Source organism: Paraburkholderia sp. GW821-FHT02A12, assembly GCF_059422005.1.
The window spans coordinates 1,429,320-1,448,383 of the sequence record NZ_JBWKWA010000001.1 but is presented as its reverse complement, the minus strand read 5'-3'; the positions used below and the strand labels follow the sequence as shown (position 1 = coordinate 1,448,383).

Genomic DNA, 19,064 nt, shown 5'->3' with positions numbered 1-19,064 from the left:
AAGCTGAGCCAGATCGCGCCGGGCGCCTCGCAGCGCCGGCTCAGCGCATTGCGTGCGGCGCGGCGGCTAATAACTCCTGCCCGCTCAGGACGCTTGCGCGACGGGCATCGACGCGACGGCACGCATGGCCTTGGCCGGCAGCTTCGCGGCGTCGCCGACCATGCCGTACGAGACGACGCGTGCGAGTTCAGCGGTCAATTGATCCGCGGCGAGCGGCGCTCGCGAGTCGTGCGAGGCGGCGTCGCCGCAAATGTGCAGGTAGGCTGCCGCGGCAAGCGGCACAACGATGGCAAGTGGCCAGTACACCGATATTGTCTTTTTCATGATGTCGTTTCTTCCGATTAGGGGCTCATGAGCTCGTGACCCACTATGCCTACTCAAAATTCTATAGAAGAAAACAATCAGGAAAAACCGGCCTGCGCGAGATACAGCGTTGCGCTGGGAGGAACAGTCGATCGCGAGGTTGGCGGCACATCTCGTCGACATGCGTCGTGGCACGGAAAATAAATCCTTACAAACACATACAAAGCTGATGCGCCGGTTGGCGATAATAGTTGTCTTATAGTCATGTACTTTCGCAAGTGATCCACAAAATGAAACGCATCGCTTCACTCGTCGGTCTAGCCGTGGCTGCCTTGTTGGGCGGCTGTGCCGTCTATCCGGACGGCACGCCGATGTACGGCAACGGCTATGGCGGCGGTTATTACAATGGCTATGACGGTTACGACGGCTATGCCACCGGGGTGCCCGTCGTGCCGCAAACCAACGTCTACATGGGTTACGGCAACTACTGGGGACCGGGCTACTACGGACCAGGGCCGGGCTATCGTGGCTACCCGGGGTATCGGGACCGAGACCGGGACCGGGACCGGGATAACGGCAACCGCGGCGATAACGGCGGCTGGCGTGGGCAGCCGAATGGAGGTGGCCAGCACGGCGGTCCGCCGCCGCAAGGCGCAGCCGGCGGCCCCGGCGGACCTGGCGGCTCGAATATGGGACGTCCGGGCCCGGCCAACCCGCCGCCGCAACAGGCAGGCGGCGGAGGTGGGCGCGGCAACGGCGGCAACATGGAAACGAGGAGAGGCGTTCCCGGCCGTCAATCAGGGGGGATGACGGACCATTGATCCGTCGCAGTGCATGTGTGCCGCGGTCCGCGGCGCAATTGTCGGACGGAGATCTGGCGATAGAGAAGCTTCAGCCTACAGCGCGATGCAGGGTGTCCCGGCGGCGCGCTGCTCCGCTTGCCTCTCTCATGGCGACAACGAGGGCAAGCGGAGACAACAGCAGGCGGCAGAGCCGCTCGCTCAACCAATATGGCTGCGCTGCGCCGCGTACAGTTCCCGGAACGTGCGCCCCACCGGCGCAGGCATGTCGCGCGTATTGGTCCAGCCGGCGCCACCCAGCGGCAGCTTCGCGATCGAACGATTTTTCCCACCCATCTGTTCCAGCACGCGCACGGCGAGCTTCGTCACCAGTGCATAAGCATCCGGATGCAGCGCGAGGAAACCCCATACGGCCAGCCCCACCCGTTCCCGCCACGGCCGCAGGCGACGCTCCACCTGTTTCTCGCGCAACTTGCGCAACAGATCGGATAACGGAATCCCCACCGGGCAGACGCTATTGCACTCGCCGCACAGCGTAGCGGCCTGCGGCAGATCCAGCGCCTTGTCGAGTCCGACATAACTCGGCGTCAACACTGATCCCATCGGCCCCGGATAGACCCAGCCGTACGCGTGACCACCCACCTTCTGATACACCGGACAGTGGTTCATGCACGCGCCGCAACGGATACAGCGAAGCATCTCCTGAAAGTCGCCACCGATCAGCCCGGTGCGCCCTCCGTCGACCAGCACGACGTACATATGCTCGGGGCCATCCTGATCGCCCGCACCCCGCGGCCCGGTCAGCACGGAAAAGTAGTTCGACGTTGCCTGCCCGGTTGCCGAGCGCGGCAGCAGACGCATTGCCATAGCCAGATCCTCCAGCGTAGGCAACACTTTCTCGATACCGGTGACCGCAACATGTACACGCGGCATCACCGTACACATACCCTCGTTGCCCTCGTTCGTGACCAGCACCACCGAACCGGTTTCCGCGACGACAAAGTTGCCGCCCGTCACGCCCATGTCGGCCGTCATGAAGTGCGGACGCAGCATCTCGCGCGCTTCACGAGTCATATCCGCAATCTCGGTCAGGCGCGGCCGATCGTGCGTCCTCGCGAACAGATCGGCGATCTCGTCCTTATCTTTATGGACGACCGGCGCGATGATATGGCTCGGCGGCTCGTTGCCGTTGATCTGCAGTATGTATTCGCCCAGATCGGTTTCGATCGACTGCACACCCATCTGCCCGAGCACTTCGTTCAGGCGCATTTCCTCGGTGACCATCGACTTGGTTTTTATTACCTTCTTTACATCGTGCCGGCGCGCGATGTCGCCGACCAGACGCGCCGCTTCCTGAGTCGTTTCAGCGAACAGCACCGTGACGCCGCGCCGGGCAGCTTCACGTTCGAAGGTTTCGAGCCAGACGTCGAGATTTTCCAGCGCCCGATTGCGGCGCTCCTTCAGAGCGGCGCGGGTAGCGGGAAAATCGATCGCGGTAATGGCGGCGGCGCGGGCCGACACGAACTTGGTCGACAGCTTGGTGAGATTCTGCTGCAGGCGCTGGTCGGCGAGTTTCTGACCCGCGCGGGCCTTGAATTGCATCGATTGGACTTGCATGGCGGCCTTGTGCGTATTCGAACTGAAGTGCGCGAACTAAAGTGCGCGAACTGAGACGTGCGAACCGGCGTGCACGAAATCGAATGCGGCGAGCACGCTTACGCGACATCGCCGGCCAGCACCTGGGCGATGTGCAGCACGCGTGTGGCGGTGTCGCCGGTGCGCCGCAAGCGGCCTTCGATGTTGAGCATGCAGCCGAGATCGCCGAGCACGACAGTGCTGGCGCCGCTCGCGCTGATATTCGCGCATTTTTCGTCGACGATCGCCGTCGAAATGTCGCCGTACTTGACCGCGAACGTGCCGCCGAAGCCGCAGCAGTGCTCGCAATCCTTCATTTCGGTCACCGCCACGCCTACCTGCGCGAGCAGCGCGCGCGGTTGGGTTTTGACGCCGAGCTCACGCAGCCCCGAACAGGAATCGTGGTACGTCACCTGCCCCACGAACTCGCCCGGCTGCAATTGCACCTTGGCGACGTTGACGAGGAAATCGGTCAACTCGAACACCTTGGGCCGCAGCCTGCCGAAGCGGCTCATCAACTCAGGATCGTCGGCGAACAGATCGCCGTAATGCGCGCGGATCATGCCGCCGCACGAACCCGACGGCACGACCACGTAATCGAACTGTTCGAATTCGCGCAAGGTCTTTTCGGCCAGATCGCGCGCGATGCGCCGCTCGCCGGAGTTGTACGCGGGCTGCCCACAGCAGGTTTGCGCGGGCGGAACCACCACCTCGAAACCTGCACCCTCGATCAGCTTGATGACCGAAAAACCGATCTCCGGGCGCATCAGGTCGATCAGGCAGGTGACGAACAATCCGACTCGCATGAGCCCTCCTTCGGGGAAACGTCCCTGATTATCCGCTGTTTGCCGCACAATACCAACGGCCGGAAGGCATAAGACGAACGCCACGCTAAATTGGAAGAGGCCTTCCAACCGCGTTCGCTTTTTTCACGATACGAGATACAATCAATTTTCCGCTGTTTGACGCGTCAACCGATTCCTCCTATGAGCGATACGAACCCGGATCCCAAAACTTCGATCCAGGTGATCGAACGCATGATGCGCTTGCTCGACGCACTCGCTGCGCATAGCGACCCGGTCAGCCTGAAAGAACTCGCCATCCGCACGGAGCTGCATCCGTCCACCGCCCACCGCATCCTGAACGACATGGTGATGTGCCGGCTGGTCGACCGGTCGGACCCCGGCACCTACCGCCTCGGCATGCGCCTGCTCGAACTGGGCAATCTGGTCAAGGCGCGTCTGTCGGTGCGCGATGCGGCGCTCACGCCAATGCGCGAGCTGCACCGTCAAACTGGCCAGACAGTCAATCTGTCGGTGCGCCAGGGCGACGAGATCGTCTATATAGAACGCGCCTACTCCGAGCGCTCCGGCATGCAGGTGGTGCGAGCCATCGGCGGGCGGGCGCCGCTGCACCTGACCTCGGTGGGCAAGCTGTTCCTCGCCGCCGACGAATCGACCCGCGTGCGTGCCTACGCCACACGCACCGGGCTGTCGGGTCATACGCAAAACAGCATTACCGATCTGGGCAAACTGGAGCGCGAACTGTCGCATGTGCGCCAGCAAGCCTGTGCGCGCGATAACGAAGAACTGGAACTGGGCGTGCGCTGCATCGCGGCCGGCATTTATGACGACACCGGCAAGCTGGTTGCGGGCCTGTCGCTGTCCGCGCCGGCGGATCGCCTGCAGGATTCCTGGCTTGGGCAACTCAGCCAGACTGCGCTCATGATTTCCGAGTCGCTCGGTTATCGGCCGCAAGCGCAGCAGGAACAATCGAACTCGCAGCACGCGTAAGCCGGCGGTTCCGATCAACAAAAAAGCCTCGCGGACGCGAGGCTTTTTTGTTTCCCTGCTTGCTTCCCTGAGCCCCGGTCCGAAAACCGGCTGCCGGCGAGATGCTTCAGATTGCTTCAGGTGCCCGCACCGCCGGCATCCGCGCTGGTGATGCGCGGCTGGTCACCGCCGTTGTCGAGCCACGTTCGCAGACGCGTGGCGTCCGCGAAGCGCGAGTACTTACCCGACGAGTCGAGCAGCACCATGATCATCGGACGGCCATGAATGGTCGCCTGCATCACGAGGCACTCGCCTGCTTCGTTGATGAAACCGGTCTTTTGAAGACCGATGTCCCACGTCGGATTACGCACCAGTGCGTTGGTGCTGTTGTACGCCAGCGTACGCTTGCCGGTGTACACCTCGTAGCTGCGGTCGGTCGAGAACTTGCGGATCAACGGATACTGATACGCCGCGTTGACCATCTTCACGAGGTCGCGCGCGCTCGACACGTTCTGGCTCGTCAAGCCCGTGGGGTTTTCGAAATGCGTGTCGGTCATGCCGAGCTGCTTGGCCTTCGCGTTCATCGCCGCGAGGAATGCCGGACGGCCGCCCGGGAAATAACGCGACAAAGCCGCCGCCGCGCGGTTTTCCGACGCCATCAGTGCGATGTGCAGCATGTCTTCGCGCGAGAGCACGGAGCCTACCGACAGACGCGAGCCGGTATTCTTCTCGTAGTCTCGGTCTTCGTCCGTGACTTCGATCTGGTCGGTCATCGGCTCTTTCGAGTCAAGCACCACCATCGTGGTCATCAGCTTGGTGATCGACGCGATCGGCACCACGGCGCGCGAGTTCTTGTCGAAGAGCGATTCGCCGGTGTTCTGGTCGATCACGTACGCCACGCTCGAGCGCAACATGAGCGCGTCAGGCGTCTCGTGCAGACCAAACGCCTGGCCGACGCTCGGCTGGCGCGGTTCGTACGCGACACGGCGCATCACCGAGTGATGGCGTCCGTTCGTCGTGTACGTCACGCGCTTGCGCTTGACGCTTACACGCGGCGCATCGTCACCAGCGGCGGCGCCGGTCTGTGCAGCCGCGCTTTTGCCGGCCTTCGACACCTTGGCGGTGGCGGCTGCCGGCTTCTTGCCTGCTTTCGCGTGTTTAGGGGATTGTGCAGTTGCAGTGGGCGTTGCGGCAAAAGCAGTCACAGGTGTGGCGAACGCCGCCGCGATGACCATGGAGGCGGCCACCGACAGAGCGGTGCTGCGAGCCGCGCCGTGGATCACTTTTAGCGACGAAAACATGTCGGTTTTCATTGGTGTTCGTTAGGGAGCGGCGAGAGGTTTCCGCAAGTGTAGTAAAACAACGAAAAATTAGCAATTTTAAGCACTTATACGCGCTCCTTAAACCGGCTTGTAAGCTCCGATCGCAAAAACACGAATAAGTGCTGCGCGTCGATCGAAAAAAACGATCGCCGCGCGTCTCGTCTCGCCGCCGCTATCCGCCGGAATCGACGTGATTCTTTCAGCATAACGGCAATTTCGAGACAACCTTGATCAGGGGAAATACGGTCTGAGCGCAAACCTGCATAGCGTGGCCCGCGCAGCGGAACGTCGCCGGGGACTCGCCGCAGGTTGTTAAATACCCGCTGGAGACCGCCAACGCGCATTCGACCGGCATGGAACATTAACGTTCCGTGACACTTCCCGGTTTACACCAAATGGGCAACGGCGCGAATTTTTGTCCCCAGAGAGGGTGCTGCGCCCTCCTCGCCGCTCACGAACGCCGACCAGAATCCGCCCCTTTTTCGGTAAAAAGTTCAGATTCTTTACGCACCAATGCGGGGCGAAAGTTAAATTGACCTGCGTCATAAGAATGTCATGCGCGCCGCATAACGTGCTGTTTTATAAGCAGTTTTTTAATTTTGTGCGACGCACAAAAAGCACTTGACATTCCTCGCCATCATCCTAAAATGGGAACCATTGCTGCGATGCACAAACATCGCGGCGCGGAGGAGACGAATTGATGCGTCTCGCCATCAACCCAATACGGTCCGCACAGACAGACCGTAATCCAGGAGCGTAAACCATGACTCTGCTGACCCCTGAGCAATTCGCCGCAGCCCAGAAAGCCAACTTTGAAACGTTGTTCGGCCTGACGACCAAAGCATTTGAAGGTGTCGAAAAGCTGGTTGAGCTGAACCTGCAAGTCGTGAAGTCAACGCTCGCGGAAAGCCAGGAAAACGCGCAACGTGCATTGTCGGTGAAGGACGCGCAGGAACTGCTGGCGCTGCAAGCCAGCCTCGCGCAGCCGGTGGCTGAAAAGGCGCTGTCGTATGGTCGTCACGTGTATGAAATCGTTTCGGCTACGCAAGGTGAATTCACCCGCGTTGCTGAAGCGCAATTCGAAGAGCAGAACCGCAAGGTTCAATCGCTCGTCGAAAACGTTGCGAAGAATGCACCGGCCGGCTCGGAAACCGCAGTCGCCGTGATGAAGTCGGCTATCACCGCCGCCAACACCACGTACGAAACGGTTCACAAGGCGACCAAGCAAGCTGTCGAAATCGCCGAAAGCAACTTCAATGCAGCTGCTACAGCCGCATCGAAGGCAGCTTCGCAAGCCGCGGCGCAAGCATCGCGCTCGACCAAGAAGGCGGTTTAAGGTTCAACAACGAGCCGGCCTCGCGCCAAGCAAGGCCGGCGGTATCGAAAGCAACAGCGCCGCGCGGTGCCACGTAGCCTTACGTCGCGCTGCACGGCCGAACGCTCCGATACGTTGAACAGCGTATCGTTTGCCCGGCGAAGGCCGGGATTTTTTTTCCCGCGGCTTGCTGAGTTTTACGCGGGTTCCCGCGGGTTCCGCGGGTTCCATGTCCCAGCCGGCAAACGCGCTGCTCTGCTTGCTGCATTAGAAAAACGGCGCATCCCTTTACAGGATGCGCCGTTTTTCTTTGATGCCTGCTTCTGGAAGACCGCTCAGATGCGAACGGCCCCCTTCAGCGTTACTTCTTTTTCTGCGGTGGCAAGTCGGTGCAGACGCCTTCATACAACTCGGCGGCCATACCGATCGATTCGCCGAGCGTCGGATGCGGATGAATCGTCTTACCGATATCCGTTGCGTCCGCACCCATTTCGATCGCGAGGCAGATTTCGCTGATCAGGTCGCCGGCATTCAGACCGACGATCCCGCCGCCGATCACGCGATGCGTTTCTTCGTCGAAGATCAGCTTGGTGAAGCCTTCATCGCGGCCGTTGGCGATTGCGCGGCCTGACGCGGCCCACGGGAACACTGCCTTGCCATACTTGATGCCTTCGGCCTTCAACTGGTCTTCCGTCTTGCCGGCCCATGCCACTTCAGGATCGGTGTAGGCCACCGACGGAATCTGCAGCGCGTCGAAGTAGGCCTTTTCGCCGTGTGCGACTTCGGCGGCCACGTGAGCTTCATGCACGGCTTTGTGCGCAAGCATCGGCTGACCGACGATATCGCCGATTGCGAAGATGTGCGGGACGTTCGTGCGCATCTGCTTGTCGACGTCGATGAAGCCGCGATCCGTTACCGCGACGCCAGCCTTGTCCGCGCCGATCCTCTTGCCGTTCGGCGTACGGCCGACGGAGACCAGCACGAGGTCATAGCGTTGCGCTTCGGGCGGGGCCTTTTCGCCTTCGAACGACACGTAGATGCCGTCGTCTTTCGCCTCCGCTGCGGTGGTCCTGGTCTTCAGCATGACGTTGGCAAAACGCTTGCTGTTGTACTTCTCCCAGACCTTGACCAGATCGCGATCCGCACCGTTCATCAGACCGTCGAGCATTTCGACCACGTCGATCTGCGCGCCGAGCGTCGCATACACCGTCGCCATTTCGAGGCCGATGATGCCGCCGCCGATCACGAGCATGCGTTGCGGGATCTGGCGCAGTTCGAGCGCGCCGGTCGAATCGACCACGCGCGGATCTTCCGGAATGAACGGCAGCTTCACCGCTTCCGAGCCCGCGGCGATGATGGCCTGCTTGAACCTGACGACCTTCTTGCCGCCCCCGGTCTGCACTTCCATGTGATACGGATCGACGAACGCGCCGGTGCCCGTCACGACTTCGACCTTGCGCATCTTCGCCATGCCGGCGAGACCGCCGGTGAGCTTCTTGACGACGCCCGACTTGAAGTCGCGCAGCTTGTCGAGGTCGATTTGCGGCTTGGCGAACGTGATGCCGTGCGCGCCGAGCGCTTCCGCTTCGTCGATCATGAGGGCCGTGTGCAGCAGCGCCTTCGACGGGATACAACCGACGTTCAGACAGACGCCGCCGAGCGTTGCATAGCGTTCGACCAGCACCGTCTTCATGCCGAGGTCGGCCGAGCGGAATGCAGCGGAGTAACCGCCGGGGCCCGAACCCAGCACGAGCATGTCGCACTCGATGTCGGCGCTGCCGGAGAAACTACCGGCCTGCGGTGCGGGAGCGGCCGCCCTGGGTGCAGGTGCAGGTGCAGGCGCGGCCGCGGCTTGCGGTGCCGCTTGAGCGGGCGCTTTCTCTGGTGCGTTAGCCGGAGCTGCATCCGCTGACGTTTCGACGAGCGCGATGATCGTGCCTTGCGAGACTTTGTCGCCGGCTTTGACGCGGACTTCCTTGACGGTGCCGGCGATATCGCTCGGCACTTCGATGGAGGCCTTATCGGACTCGAGCGTCATCAGCGCCTGTTCGTTCTCGATGACATCGCCCGGTTTGATATTGACTTCGACGACATCGACGTCTTTGAAGTCACCGATATCCGGCACTTTTACTTCGACGAGACTCATAGTGTCCCCTTCTCTTATTGATCGTTGATGAAGCGAAGAACCGGAGAAAAATCAGCCTGAAAGCTGGCGGCGCGCCGAACGGAATCAGCCTTTGCCGTCCACCGAAGGACGCCCCGCGGGAAGTCCCCTTGGGGTGCGCGCCTTTCTTTTGCCTACTTTTCTTCGGCAAGGCAAAGAAAAGTAGGTGCCGCCCCGCACAGGGGCGACGCCAATAGACCGATAAGAATGCAGGTTCAACGAAGAGACGCGGATAACCAATTAACAAAAAAGCAATCCGCGCCGCAGGCAATCATCAAAAGATCAAAGAATCACACGCCGAAAATCGGCAAGAATCGACCCAAGGTACGCATTGAAGCGCGCCGCTTCCGCCCCATCGATCACGCGATGGTCATACGACAAAGACAGCGGCAACATCAATCGCGGCACAAACTGCTTCCCATCCCACACCGGCTTCATCGCGCCACGCGACAAACCGAGAATGGCGACTTCAGGCGCATTGATGATCGGCGTGAAGTTCGTGCCGCCAATCCCGCCCAGCGAAGAAATCGAGAAGCAACCGCCTTGCATCTGATCCGGCTTCAGCTTGCCTTCGCGCGCCGCCTTCGACAGGTCGGTCATTTCCTTGGCGATCTCGACCAGACCCTTCTTGTCCGCGTCGCGAATCACCGGAACCACCAGGCCGTTCGGCGTATCGGCAGCAAAGCCCACGTGGTAGTACTGCTTGAACACGAGGTTGTCGCCGTCGAGGCTGGCGTTGAACGTCGGGAATTTCTTCAGGGCGGAGACGACAGCCTTGATCACGAACGCCAGCATCGTGATCTTCACGCCGGCCTTTTCGTTTTCCTTGTTCAACTGCACGCGCAGTGCTTCGAGTTCGGTGATGTCCGCTTCGTCGTTGTTCGTGACGTGCGGAATCATGACCCAGTTGCGATGCAGATTCGCGCCCGAAATCTTCTTGATGCGCGACAGCGGCTTCGGATCGATCGGGCCGAACCTGGTGAAGTCGACCTTCGGCCACGGCAGCAGGTTCAACTCGCCGCCGCCGGCCGCGGCCGGTGCAGCCGCACCTGCCGGAGCAGCACGCTGGCCGCTCATGACGCCCTTGATGAAGGCGGTCACGTCCGCTTGCGTAATACGGCCCTTCGGACCCGTGCCCTGCACTTGCGTCACATCGACGCCGAGTTCGCGCGCGAACTTGCGCACGGACGGCGATGCATGGCTCGGGCGCCGCGCGCCGCCTTCGCCGGCCGGAATCACCGGCGCTTGCGCGAGCGCTGACGGCGACGCCGGAGCGGGCGACGGTACGGCCGGCTCATCCGACGGCTTCTCGACTGCTTCCTGCTTCGGCGCGGGAGCCGGCGCAGCCGCGCCACCCTCGGCTTCCACCACGACGATCACCGAGCCTTCCGACACGGTATCGCCCACCTTGACCTTCAACTCCTTGACGATGCCCGCGGCCGTGCTCGGCACGTCCATGGTCGCCTTGTCGGATTCGAGCGTCACCAGCGACTGCTCTTTCTCGACACGATCGCCGACCTTCACCGCGATTTCGATCACGGGAATATCTTTGTAGTCGCCGATATCCGGCACTTTGACTTCTTGCAGACCGCCGCCGCTTGCAGCCGGCGCCGGGGCGGGCGCAGCAGCGGCCGGTGCGGCAGCAGGCGCCGGAGCCGGTGCAGGCGAAGCAGCGGCACCGCCTTGTGCTCCATTCAGCACGACGATCAGCGAGCCTTCCGACACGTTGTCGCCAACCTTGACCCTCACTTCCTTGACGACGCCCGCAGCCGAACTCGGCACGTCCATGGTCGCCTTGTCGGACTCCAGCGTCACGAGCGACTGCTCTTTTTCGACGGTATCACCCGCCTTCACCAGCACCTCGATCACAGGGATGTCCTTGTAATCGCCGATGTCCGGCACCTTGATTTCGATCGCTTGACTCATTGTTAGTGTCTCCTGGGCCGCGCACGCGGCCCGCCCCTGACGATCAGGGACAGGCGCGCACGCCGTGGCACACGGGGAATGATGCCCTTAGACGGTCATCGGGTTGGGTTTGGCGGGATCAAGGTTGTATTTCTTGAGCGCCTCGGCGACGACCTTGCGTTCGATCGTGCCTTCATCTGCCAGTGCATTCAACGCGGCAACCGTGACCCAGTAGCGGTCGACTTCGAAGAAGTGGCGCAGCTTTTCACGCGTGTCCGAACGGCCGTAGCCGTCCGTGCCCAGCACGACGAAACGTTGCGGCACGAACGCGCGGATCTGCTCGGTCAGCGCACGCACGTAGTCGGTCGAGGCGATCACCGGACCTTGTGCGTCCTTCAGCAGCTTCTCGACGTGCGAGAGCTTCTTTTCTTCCGTCGGGTGCAGCAGGTTCCAGCGCTGCACTTCGTGACCTTCGCGCGCGAGCTCGGTGAAGCTCGGCACGCTCCAGAGGTCGGCGGCGACGCCCCAGTCGTTTTTCAGCAGGTCGGCGGCGGCGATCACCTCGTTGAAGATCGTGCCCGCGCCCATCAGTTGCACGCGCGGCGCCTTCTTGTCGGCTTCTGCCTTCCTGAACGCGTACATGCCCTTGATGATGTCGGCCGCTACAGCATCGCCCTGCGGCATCGCCGGGTGCTCGTAGTTTTCGTTCATCACCGTGATGTAGTAGTACACGTCTTCCTGCTCGGCGACCATGCGGCGCAGACCGTCCTGCATGATGACCGCGAGTTCGTAACCGAAGGTCGGATCGTAGCTGATGCAGTTCGGCACCGAAGCGGCCCACAGCAGCGAGTGGCCGTCTTCGTGCTGCAGGCCTTCGCCGTTCAGCGTCGTACGGCCGGCAGTGCCGCCCAGCAGGAAGCCGCGCGAGCGCATGTCGCCCGCCGCCCATGCCAGGTCGCCGATACGCTGGAAGCCGAACATCGAGTAGAAGATGTAGAACGGGATCATGATCTCGCCGTGCGTCGAGTACGACGTCGCGGCTGCGATCCAGTCCGACATGCCGCCGGCTTCGTTGATGCCTTCCTGCAGGATCTGCCCGGTTTCCGACTCACGGTAGAACATCAGCTGGTCGGAATCTTCCGGCACGTACTTCTGGCCGTCCTGATTCCAGATGCCGATCTGGCGGAACAGGCCTTCCATGCCGAAGGTACGCGATTCGTCCGGCACGATCGGCACGACGCGCTTACCGAGCGCCTTGTCTTTCAGCAGGATGTTCAGGATCCGCACGAACGCCATCGTCGTGGAGATTTCGCGGCCTTCGCCCGTGCCCTTCAGAAGCGGCTCGAAAGCCGACAGTTCCGGCACCGGCAGCGACTCGGCCTTCTGACGGCGCGCCGGCAGATAGCCACCCAGTTCCTGGCGGCGGCTGCGCATGTACTCGAGTTCCTTTGAACCTTCTTCGAACTTGAGGTACGGCACGTTGACGATGTCTTCGTCGGAGATCGGCAGACGGAACTGGTCGCGGAATTTCTTCAGCTGATCCACCTGCATCTTCTTCTGCTGGTGGGTGATGTTCATCGCCTGACCGGCTTCGCCCATGCCGTAGCCCTTGATCGTCTTGGCGAGGATCACGGTCGGCTGGCCCTTCGTGTTGGTGGCTTCCGAAAACGCAGCGTAGATCTTGTGCGGATCGTGGCCGCCGCGGTTCAGGTTCCAGATGTCCTCGTCGGACCAGTCGGCAACCAGCGCCTTCAGTTCCGGCGAATTGAAGAAGTGCTCGCGAACGTACGCGCCCGATTCCGACTTGTACGTCTGATATTCGCCGTCGACGACTTCCATCATCCGGCGCATCAGCGCGCCCGACTTGTCGCGCTGGAACAGCGCATCCCAGCGGCTGCCCCAGATCACCTTGATGACGTTCCAGCCGGCGCCGCGAAATTCGCTTTCGAGTTCCTGGATGATCTTGCCGTTACCGCGCACCGGGCCATCCAGGCGCTGCAGGTTGCAGTTGATCACGAACACGAGGTTGTCGAGGCGTTCGCGGCCGGCCATGCCGATTGCGCCGAGCGATTCCGGCTCATCCGTTTCGCCGTCGCCGAGGAAGGCCCAGACCTTGCGGCCGTCGGTCTTCGCGATGCCGCGCGCCTGCATGTACTTCATGAAGCGCGCCTGATAGATCGCCATGATCGGGCCGAGGCCCATCGAGACGGTCGGGAATTGCCAGAAGTCCGGCATCAGCCACGGATGCGGATACGACGAGATGCCCTCGCCGCCCACTTCCTGACGGAAGTTGTCGAGCTGGTTTTCGGTCAGACGGCCGAGCAGGAATGCGCGCGAGTACACACCCGGCGACGAGTGGCCTTGCACGAACACGAGGTCGCCGCCATGGTTATCCGACGGCGCATGCCAGAAATGGTTGTAGCCGACGTCGTACAGCGTGGCGGCCGACGCGAACGATGCGATGTGGCCGCCGACATTCGTGTCCTTGCCGGCGCGCAGCACCATTGCGATGGCGTTCCAGCGCGTGTACGAGCGGATGCGGTGTTCAAGGTCCTGGTCGCCGGAAATCGGAGTCTGGCGCGTGACCGGAATCGTGTTGATGTACGGGGTGTTGGCGGAGAACGGCAGATGTTCGCCGTGCACGCGGGCAAATTCGATTTGCTTTTCGATGAGGTAGTGAGCGCGGTCAGGGCCCACAGCAGAAATCACGCCATCCAGCGCTTCCAGCCATTCGCCGGTTTCCTGGGGATCGTCGTCTTTTTCGGCGGCGACATATTTCATGACTTCGTCGGGTACAGCGGACATGCTCGTCTCCTGGATATAGAGGAACGCTCTTTGGACAGACGACGCGGACGAGGCACGGCCGCGGCAGCTTCGGCCGATTGTAATAAGGGTCCCGACGTCCGCGCAACAAAATTTTCAAATTACGAGATCACTTCTCATAATGCGGAAAATTGTTGCGGCGCACCCTGATCTGACTGCCGATCGACGGATACGTCGGCTAGTTTGCGCCGGTTATCGTTACTTTCAGTGCTTTTTTGCGGCATTTGCTAGTGACACGCTGCGCTACAATGCCACGCATGTTGACCGAACGGCTTTTCGCACGCTCGGCGCGCACCGCCGGTTCGCCGGCGGATTCGACGCCGTCCTCCCGCTGGCACCATGGACCATGGTGGTCGAACTCCTATTTGCTGACGCCGCTCCTGTCGATCCTGGTTTTCCTGGTCGTCATGAGCCTGATTCTGTGGAGCCTGAACCGGCGCGAACAGCAGCAGCAGGAAGACACCCTCTACCGTAACGTCGCGTGGGCGCAGCAGCAGATCCGCCTGTCCATGACGGGCGCGCAGGAACAGATCCAGGCGCTCGCCCGCGACCTCGCCGCCGGCCATTCGGATCCGCATTCGTTCCAGGTGTCCACCACGGACATCATGCAGGGGCATCCCGAAATCCTCTACATGAACTGGTACACGAGCCAGCAGCAGCCACGCTGGCCCAATACTGCACTGCCGGTGTTCGGCCAGCGGCTTGCCAAACCAAACGATTCGCAAATGGACGAGGCCGTCAAAGCCGCGTTCGCCGAGGCACGCAGCACGCGCCGCCAGGTGTACTCGCCGCTCATTTACGACGACCTGCGCAACGGCTACATCACGCTGCAAACGCCGGTGTACCGCGACCGCGATTTCCTCGGCACGATCGCTGCAGTGTTCTCGGTGGAAGGGATCCTGAAGCACGACATTCCGCCCGAGCTGTCGGCCAAATACAAAATCTCGATCATCGACGTGAACAACCGCGAGTTGACTACCACGTCGACCCGCCCGCGCCTGCCGCGCGACATGTTCTACGACCTGCCGCTCGACCCGCCGGGCCAGGGCGTTTCGGTGCGCGTATACGCGTTCCCGCAGATGACCAACTTCACCAACAACACGCTGGTCTGGCTGGTGGCCGGCCTGTCGTGCTTCGTGTTGTGGAGTCTGTGGAGCCTGTGGAAACACACGCGGCAACGCTTCGAAGCGCAGCAGGCGCTGTACGCCGAAGCCTTCTTTCGCCGCGCGATGGAAAACTCGGTGTTGATCGGCATGCGGGTGCTCGACATGCATGGCCGCATCACCCACGTCAATCCGGCGTTTTGCCGCATGACCGGCTGGGACGAAAGCGACCTGGTCGGCAAGAATGCGCCGTTCGCCTACTGGCCGCGCGACGCCTACCCTGAGATGCAGCGGCAGCTCGACATGACCTTGCGCGGCAAGGCGCCCTCCTCAGGTTTCGAATTGCGGGTGCGCCGCAAGGACGGCTCGCTGTTCCACGCACGTCTCTATGTGTCGCCGCTGATCGACAGCTCGGGCCGCCAGACCGGCTGGATGTCGTCGATGACCGACATCACCGAGCCGAAACGCGCACGCGAGGAACTCGCGGCCGCGCACGAGCGCTTCACCACCGTGCTCGAAAGCCTCGACGCCGCCGTCTCGGTGCTGGCCGCCGACGAGGCCGAACTGCTGTTCGCCAACCGCTACTATCGCCACCTCTTCGGTATCCGCCCGGACGGTCATCTGGAATTGGCGGGCGCCGGGTTCGATAGCGCACAGGCGTCGTCCGATTCGATCGATATGGTGGACGCCTATGCGGGCCTGCCTGCTGCCGCGTTGACCGAAAGCACCGCCGACGCACAGGAAATCTATGTGCAAAGCATCCAGAAATGGTTCGAAGTGCGCCGTCAGTACATTCAATGGGTGGACGGCCACCTCGCGCAGATGCAGATCGCGACCGACATCACCACGCGCAAGCAGGCTCAGGAACTCTCGCGTCAGCAGGACGAGAAGCTGCAGTTCACCAGCCGCCTGATGACGATGGGCGAAATGGCGTCGTCGCTGGCTCACGAACTGAATCAGCCGCTCGCCGCCATCAATAACTATTGCTCCGGAACCGTGGCACTGGTTAAATCCGGTCGAACGACGCCTGACAATCTGTTGCCCGTGCTCGAAAAGACCGCCCAACAGGCGGTGCGGGCCGGCATGATCATCAAGCGCATCCGCGAGTTCGTCAAACGCAGCGAGCCGAAACGGCAGGCCACGCGCGTGGCCGATATCGTCGCGGACGCGGTGGGTCTGGCCGAAATCGAAGCGCGCAAGCGGCGCATTCGCATCGTCACCGATCTGCGCTCGCGCCTGCCGGTGATCTATGTCGACCCGGTGCTGATCGAGCAGGTGCTGGTCAACCTGCTGAAGAACGGTGCCGAAGCGATGGCCGAAGCACGGCCGAACGCGGTCGATCCGGTGATACGCGTGGTCGTGCGGCTGGAGAGCGGGTTTGTCTGCATCAGCGTCGTCGACCAGGGACCGGGCGTCGACGAAGCGACAGCCGAGCGGCTGTTCGAACCGTTTTACAGTACCAAGTCCGACGGTATGGGCATGGGGCTGAACATTTGCCGTTCGATTATCGAATCGCACCGCGGCCGCTTGTGGGTGGTGAACAACGTCGAATCCGACGGCCACATCACAGGCGCCACGTTCCATTGCAGTCTGCCTATTGGAGAGCCTGACGGCCCGAGCAACGGCGGGTCAGAGGCGCCGACACCACAAACCGTTACGGGAGAGCTATGAACAGCCCAGTCACCACCCAGGAAACTGTCTTTGTCGTCGACGACGACGAGGCCGTGCGAGATTCGCTGCGCTGGCTGCTGGAGGCGAACGGCTACCGCGTGCAATGCTTTTTCAGCGCCGAGCAGTTCATCGACGCCTGGCAACCGCATCAGCACCCTGGCCAGATCGCGTGTCTGATTCTCGATGTGCGGATGTCCGGCATGAGCGGGCTCGAGTTGCAGGAACGCCTGATCGCCGACAACGCGTCGCTGCCGATCATCTTCGTGACGGGTCACGGCGACGTGCCGATGGCGGTGTCGACGATGAAAAAAGGCGCGATGGACTTTATCGAAAAACCGTTCGACGAAGCCGAGTTGCGCAAGCTGGTCGAGCGCATGCTCGACAAGGCGCGCAGCGAAAGCACCAGCGTGCAGCAACAACGCGCCGCCGCCGAGCGTCTGGGCAAGCTGACCGCGCGTGAACATCAGGTGCTCGAGCGCATCATCGCGGGCCGCCTGAACAAGCAGATCGCCGACGATCTCGGCATCAGCATCAAGACGGTCGAAGCACACCGCGCGAACATTATGGAAAAGCTCAACGTCAACACGGTCGCCGATCTGCTGCGACTCGCGTTGTCGAACAAGCCGCAGCAGGCGCAATGAGTACAACAAGCGTTGCACGCTTCACCTGAACGCCTCTGAGGCGTGACGCGGCCGGACTGTCGAAAGTCCGGCCCGCCCCTGTTGTTCCGCTTCTCCGCTTCTCCGCTTCTCCGCTTCTCCGCTTCTCCGCTTCTCCGCTTCTCCGCTTCTCCGCTTCTCCGCTTCTCCGCTTCTCCGCTTCTCCGCTTCTCCGCTTTCCGCTTTCTGCCGCGCGCGATGACGGCGAGCCGCATGGTTCGCCTCGCCGACCGAATACGGCAAGACGGGCGTGATGACGTTCATCGTCAATCAGGACGGTCAGGTTGATCAGAAGAATCTGGGGCCGCAAACCGCGCGTGCCGCGGCCGTCATCAAATCGTTCGATCCGGATGACTCCTGGCAGACGGTGCAGCAGTAAGCGCAGCCGGCGGGCCGATAGCTAGCCATAGCGTCGAGCGGCCTTGAATGGCCTTGAATGGCCTTGAGCGGCTAAGCGGCCTTAATTGGCCTGGCACGGCATCAGGCGCGCGCGGCGCCGCGCGGCACTCGAGGGCTGCGCCGGTATAATGTTGGACTTCGCAGCGGCGCGCGTCTTTCCGATTCGCGCCGCGCGCTTTTCCAGAACCGACAGGCTCGCGGAAAAAGCGCCGCCAAGCGTGCTGTGCGCCAGCACGCCAGCGTTGTCCCGCTTTCCAAACCGCCCATCTCGACCGACCATGACTGCCAAACTGATCGACGGCCTAGCCCTTTCCAAGACCCTGCGCGCCGACGTCGCCGCGCGCGCCGCCGCCCTCACCGCCCGCGGCCATCAGCCGGGCCTCGCCGTGGTGCTGGTCGGCGACAATCCCGCCAGCGAAGTGTACGTGCGCAACAAGGTCAAGGCGTGCCACGACAACGGCCTCGGTTCGTCGTTCGACCGCTATCCGGCCGACTTGCCGGAAGCCGACCTGCTCGCTCGCATCGACGAACTGAACCGCGATCCGCGCATCCACGGCATTCTGGTGCAGCTGCCGCTGCCGCCGCATATCGACAGCCACAAGGTGATCGAGGCAATCGCCCCGGAAAAGGACGTCGACGGTTTTCACGTCGCCAATGCCGGCGCGCTGCTGACCGGCCAACCGCTGTTCCGTCCGTGCACGCCGTACGGCGTGATGAAAATGCTGGCCGCGTACGAAATTCCGCTGAAAGGCGCGAACGCGGTGGTGATCGGCCGCTCGAACATCGTCGGCAAGCCGATGGCTCTGCTGCTGCTCGAAGCCGGCGCGACCGTGACGATCTGCCATAGCAAGACGCGCGATCTGGCCGCCCATACGCGCAACGCCGACGTGGTGGTCGCCGCCACTGGCTTGCGCAACATTCTCACCGCGGACATGGTGAAGCCGGGCGCAGCCGTGATCGACGTCGGCATGAATCGCGACGAGGCCGGCAAGCTGTGCGGCGACGTCGATTTCGCGGGCGTCAAGGAAGTGGCCGGCTACATTACGCCGGTGCCGGGCGGCGTCGGTCCGATGACCATCACGATGCTGCTCGTCAATACGATCGAAGCCGCAGAACGCGAAGCCGCGACAGCATAAAAACGACAGACAGGGCAATGAGGGCAATGCCGGCGCAGCACGTTCGCCGGCATTTGA

The 19,064-nt window shown here is 62.0% G+C and carries 14 protein-coding genes and 1 pseudogene; 7 read left to right on the top strand and 8 right to left on the bottom strand.

What is annotated here, in order from left to right; all coding sequences use genetic code 11:
• Positions 1 to 84 precede the first annotated feature (84 nt).
• Positions 85 to 324, bottom strand: coding sequence for a hypothetical protein (locus AC07WT_RS06420; protein ID WP_492592879.1), 240 nt, complete (start codon positions 322 to 324; stop codon positions 85 to 87).
• A 269-nt stretch (positions 325 to 593) separates the two neighbouring features.
• Here AC07WT_RS06420 and AC07WT_RS06415 point away from each other — a divergent pair, with 269 nt between their 5' ends.
• Positions 594 to 1,124, top strand: coding sequence for a hypothetical protein (locus tag AC07WT_RS06415; protein WP_492592878.1), 531 nt, complete (start codon positions 594 to 596; stop codon positions 1,122 to 1,124).
• A 180-nt stretch (positions 1,125 to 1,304) separates the two neighbouring features.
• Here AC07WT_RS06415 and AC07WT_RS06410 read toward each other — a convergent pair whose 3' ends face one another.
• Together AC07WT_RS06410 and AC07WT_RS06405 are read right to left on the bottom strand one after the other, a co-directional pair.
• Positions 1,305 to 2,720, bottom strand: a complete 1,416-nt coding sequence (locus tag AC07WT_RS06410; RefSeq protein WP_494946457.1) for a lactate utilization protein B — start codon at positions 2,718 to 2,720, stop codon at positions 1,305 to 1,307.
• 98 nt (positions 2,721 to 2,818) lie between these two features.
• Positions 2,819 to 3,544, bottom strand: a complete 726-nt coding sequence (locus AC07WT_RS06405) for a (Fe-S)-binding protein (protein ID WP_494946456.1) — start codon at positions 3,542 to 3,544, stop codon at positions 2,819 to 2,821.
• Positions 3,545 to 3,724: 180 nt separating this feature from the next.
• Between AC07WT_RS06405 and AC07WT_RS06400 the strand changes: the two genes are divergently transcribed.
• Complete coding sequence (locus AC07WT_RS06400; RefSeq protein WP_492592854.1) at positions 3,725 to 4,531, top strand: IclR family transcriptional regulator; 807 nt, start codon at positions 3,725 to 3,727, stop codon at positions 4,529 to 4,531.
• 116 nt (positions 4,532 to 4,647) lie between these two features.
• On the opposite strand, the gene pbpG is transcribed toward AC07WT_RS06400, so the two are convergent.
• The gene (pbpG, locus tag AC07WT_RS06395) at positions 4,648 to 5,823 is read right to left on the bottom strand and encodes a D-alanyl-D-alanine endopeptidase (RefSeq protein ID WP_494946455.1); all 1,176 of its coding nucleotides are present in this window, start codon (positions 5,821 to 5,823) and stop codon (positions 4,648 to 4,650) included.
• A gap of 772 nt (positions 5,824 to 6,595) precedes the next feature.
• On the opposite strand from pbpG, the gene AC07WT_RS06390 reads away from it, so the two are divergent.
• Positions 6,596 to 7,168: a phasin family protein gene (locus AC07WT_RS06390; RefSeq protein WP_115105003.1), complete on the top strand. Its 573-nt coding sequence runs from the start codon at positions 6,596 to 6,598 to the stop codon at positions 7,166 to 7,168.
• 340 nt (positions 7,169 to 7,508) lie between these two features.
• On the opposite strand, the gene lpdA is transcribed toward AC07WT_RS06390, so the two are convergent.
• From lpdA to aceE, 3 genes are all read right to left on the bottom strand, one after another.
• Positions 7,509 to 9,293: a dihydrolipoyl dehydrogenase gene (gene lpdA / locus AC07WT_RS06385; RefSeq protein WP_494946454.1), complete on the bottom strand. Its 1,785-nt coding sequence runs from the start codon at positions 9,291 to 9,293 to the stop codon at positions 7,509 to 7,511.
• 300 nt (positions 9,294 to 9,593) lie between these two features.
• Positions 9,594 to 11,237, bottom strand: coding sequence for a dihydrolipoyllysine-residue acetyltransferase (gene aceF / locus AC07WT_RS06380; protein ID WP_494946453.1), 1,644 nt, complete (start codon positions 11,235 to 11,237; stop codon positions 9,594 to 9,596).
• Between the two features lie 87 nt (positions 11,238 to 11,324).
• Positions 11,325 to 14,021 (bottom strand): pyruvate dehydrogenase (acetyl-transferring), homodimeric type, encoded by a 2,697-nt coding sequence (gene aceE / locus AC07WT_RS06375; RefSeq protein ID WP_494946452.1) that lies wholly within the window; start codon positions 14,019 to 14,021, stop codon positions 11,325 to 11,327.
• A gap of 275 nt (positions 14,022 to 14,296) precedes the next feature.
• Here aceE and fixL point away from each other — a divergent pair, with 275 nt between their 5' ends.
• The 3 genes and pseudogenes from fixL to AC07WT_RS06360 form a co-directional block, all read left to right on the top strand.
• Positions 14,297 to 16,813, top strand: coding sequence for an oxygen sensor histidine kinase FixL (gene fixL, locus AC07WT_RS06370; protein WP_492592848.1), 2,517 nt, complete (start codon positions 14,297 to 14,299; stop codon positions 16,811 to 16,813).
• Entirely contained in the window at positions 16,810 to 17,454 is a 645-nt protein-coding gene (gene fixJ / locus AC07WT_RS06365) for an oxygen response regulator transcription factor FixJ (protein WP_492592847.1), read from the top strand. The genes fixL and fixJ overlap by 4 nt, the downstream gene beginning before the upstream one ends.
• Positions 17,455 to 17,692: 238 nt before the next feature.
• Positions 17,693 to 17,851, top strand: a pseudogene (locus tag AC07WT_RS06360) (DUF2950 family protein); the annotation flags it as partial.
• Positions 17,852 to 17,932: 81 nt separating this feature from the next.
• Here the strand turns inward: AC07WT_RS06360 and AC07WT_RS06355 are convergent.
• Complete coding sequence (locus AC07WT_RS06355; RefSeq protein ID WP_494946451.1) at positions 17,933 to 18,106, bottom strand: hypothetical protein; 174 nt, start codon at positions 18,104 to 18,106, stop codon at positions 17,933 to 17,935.
• Between the two features lie 43 nt (positions 18,107 to 18,149).
• Here AC07WT_RS06355 and folD point away from each other — a divergent pair, with 43 nt between their 5' ends.
• Entirely contained in the window at positions 18,150 to 19,007 is an 858-nt protein-coding gene (folD, locus tag AC07WT_RS06350) for a bifunctional methylenetetrahydrofolate dehydrogenase/methenyltetrahydrofolate cyclohydrolase FolD (protein ID WP_494946450.1), read from the top strand.
• Positions 19,008 to 19,064 lie beyond the last annotated feature (57 nt).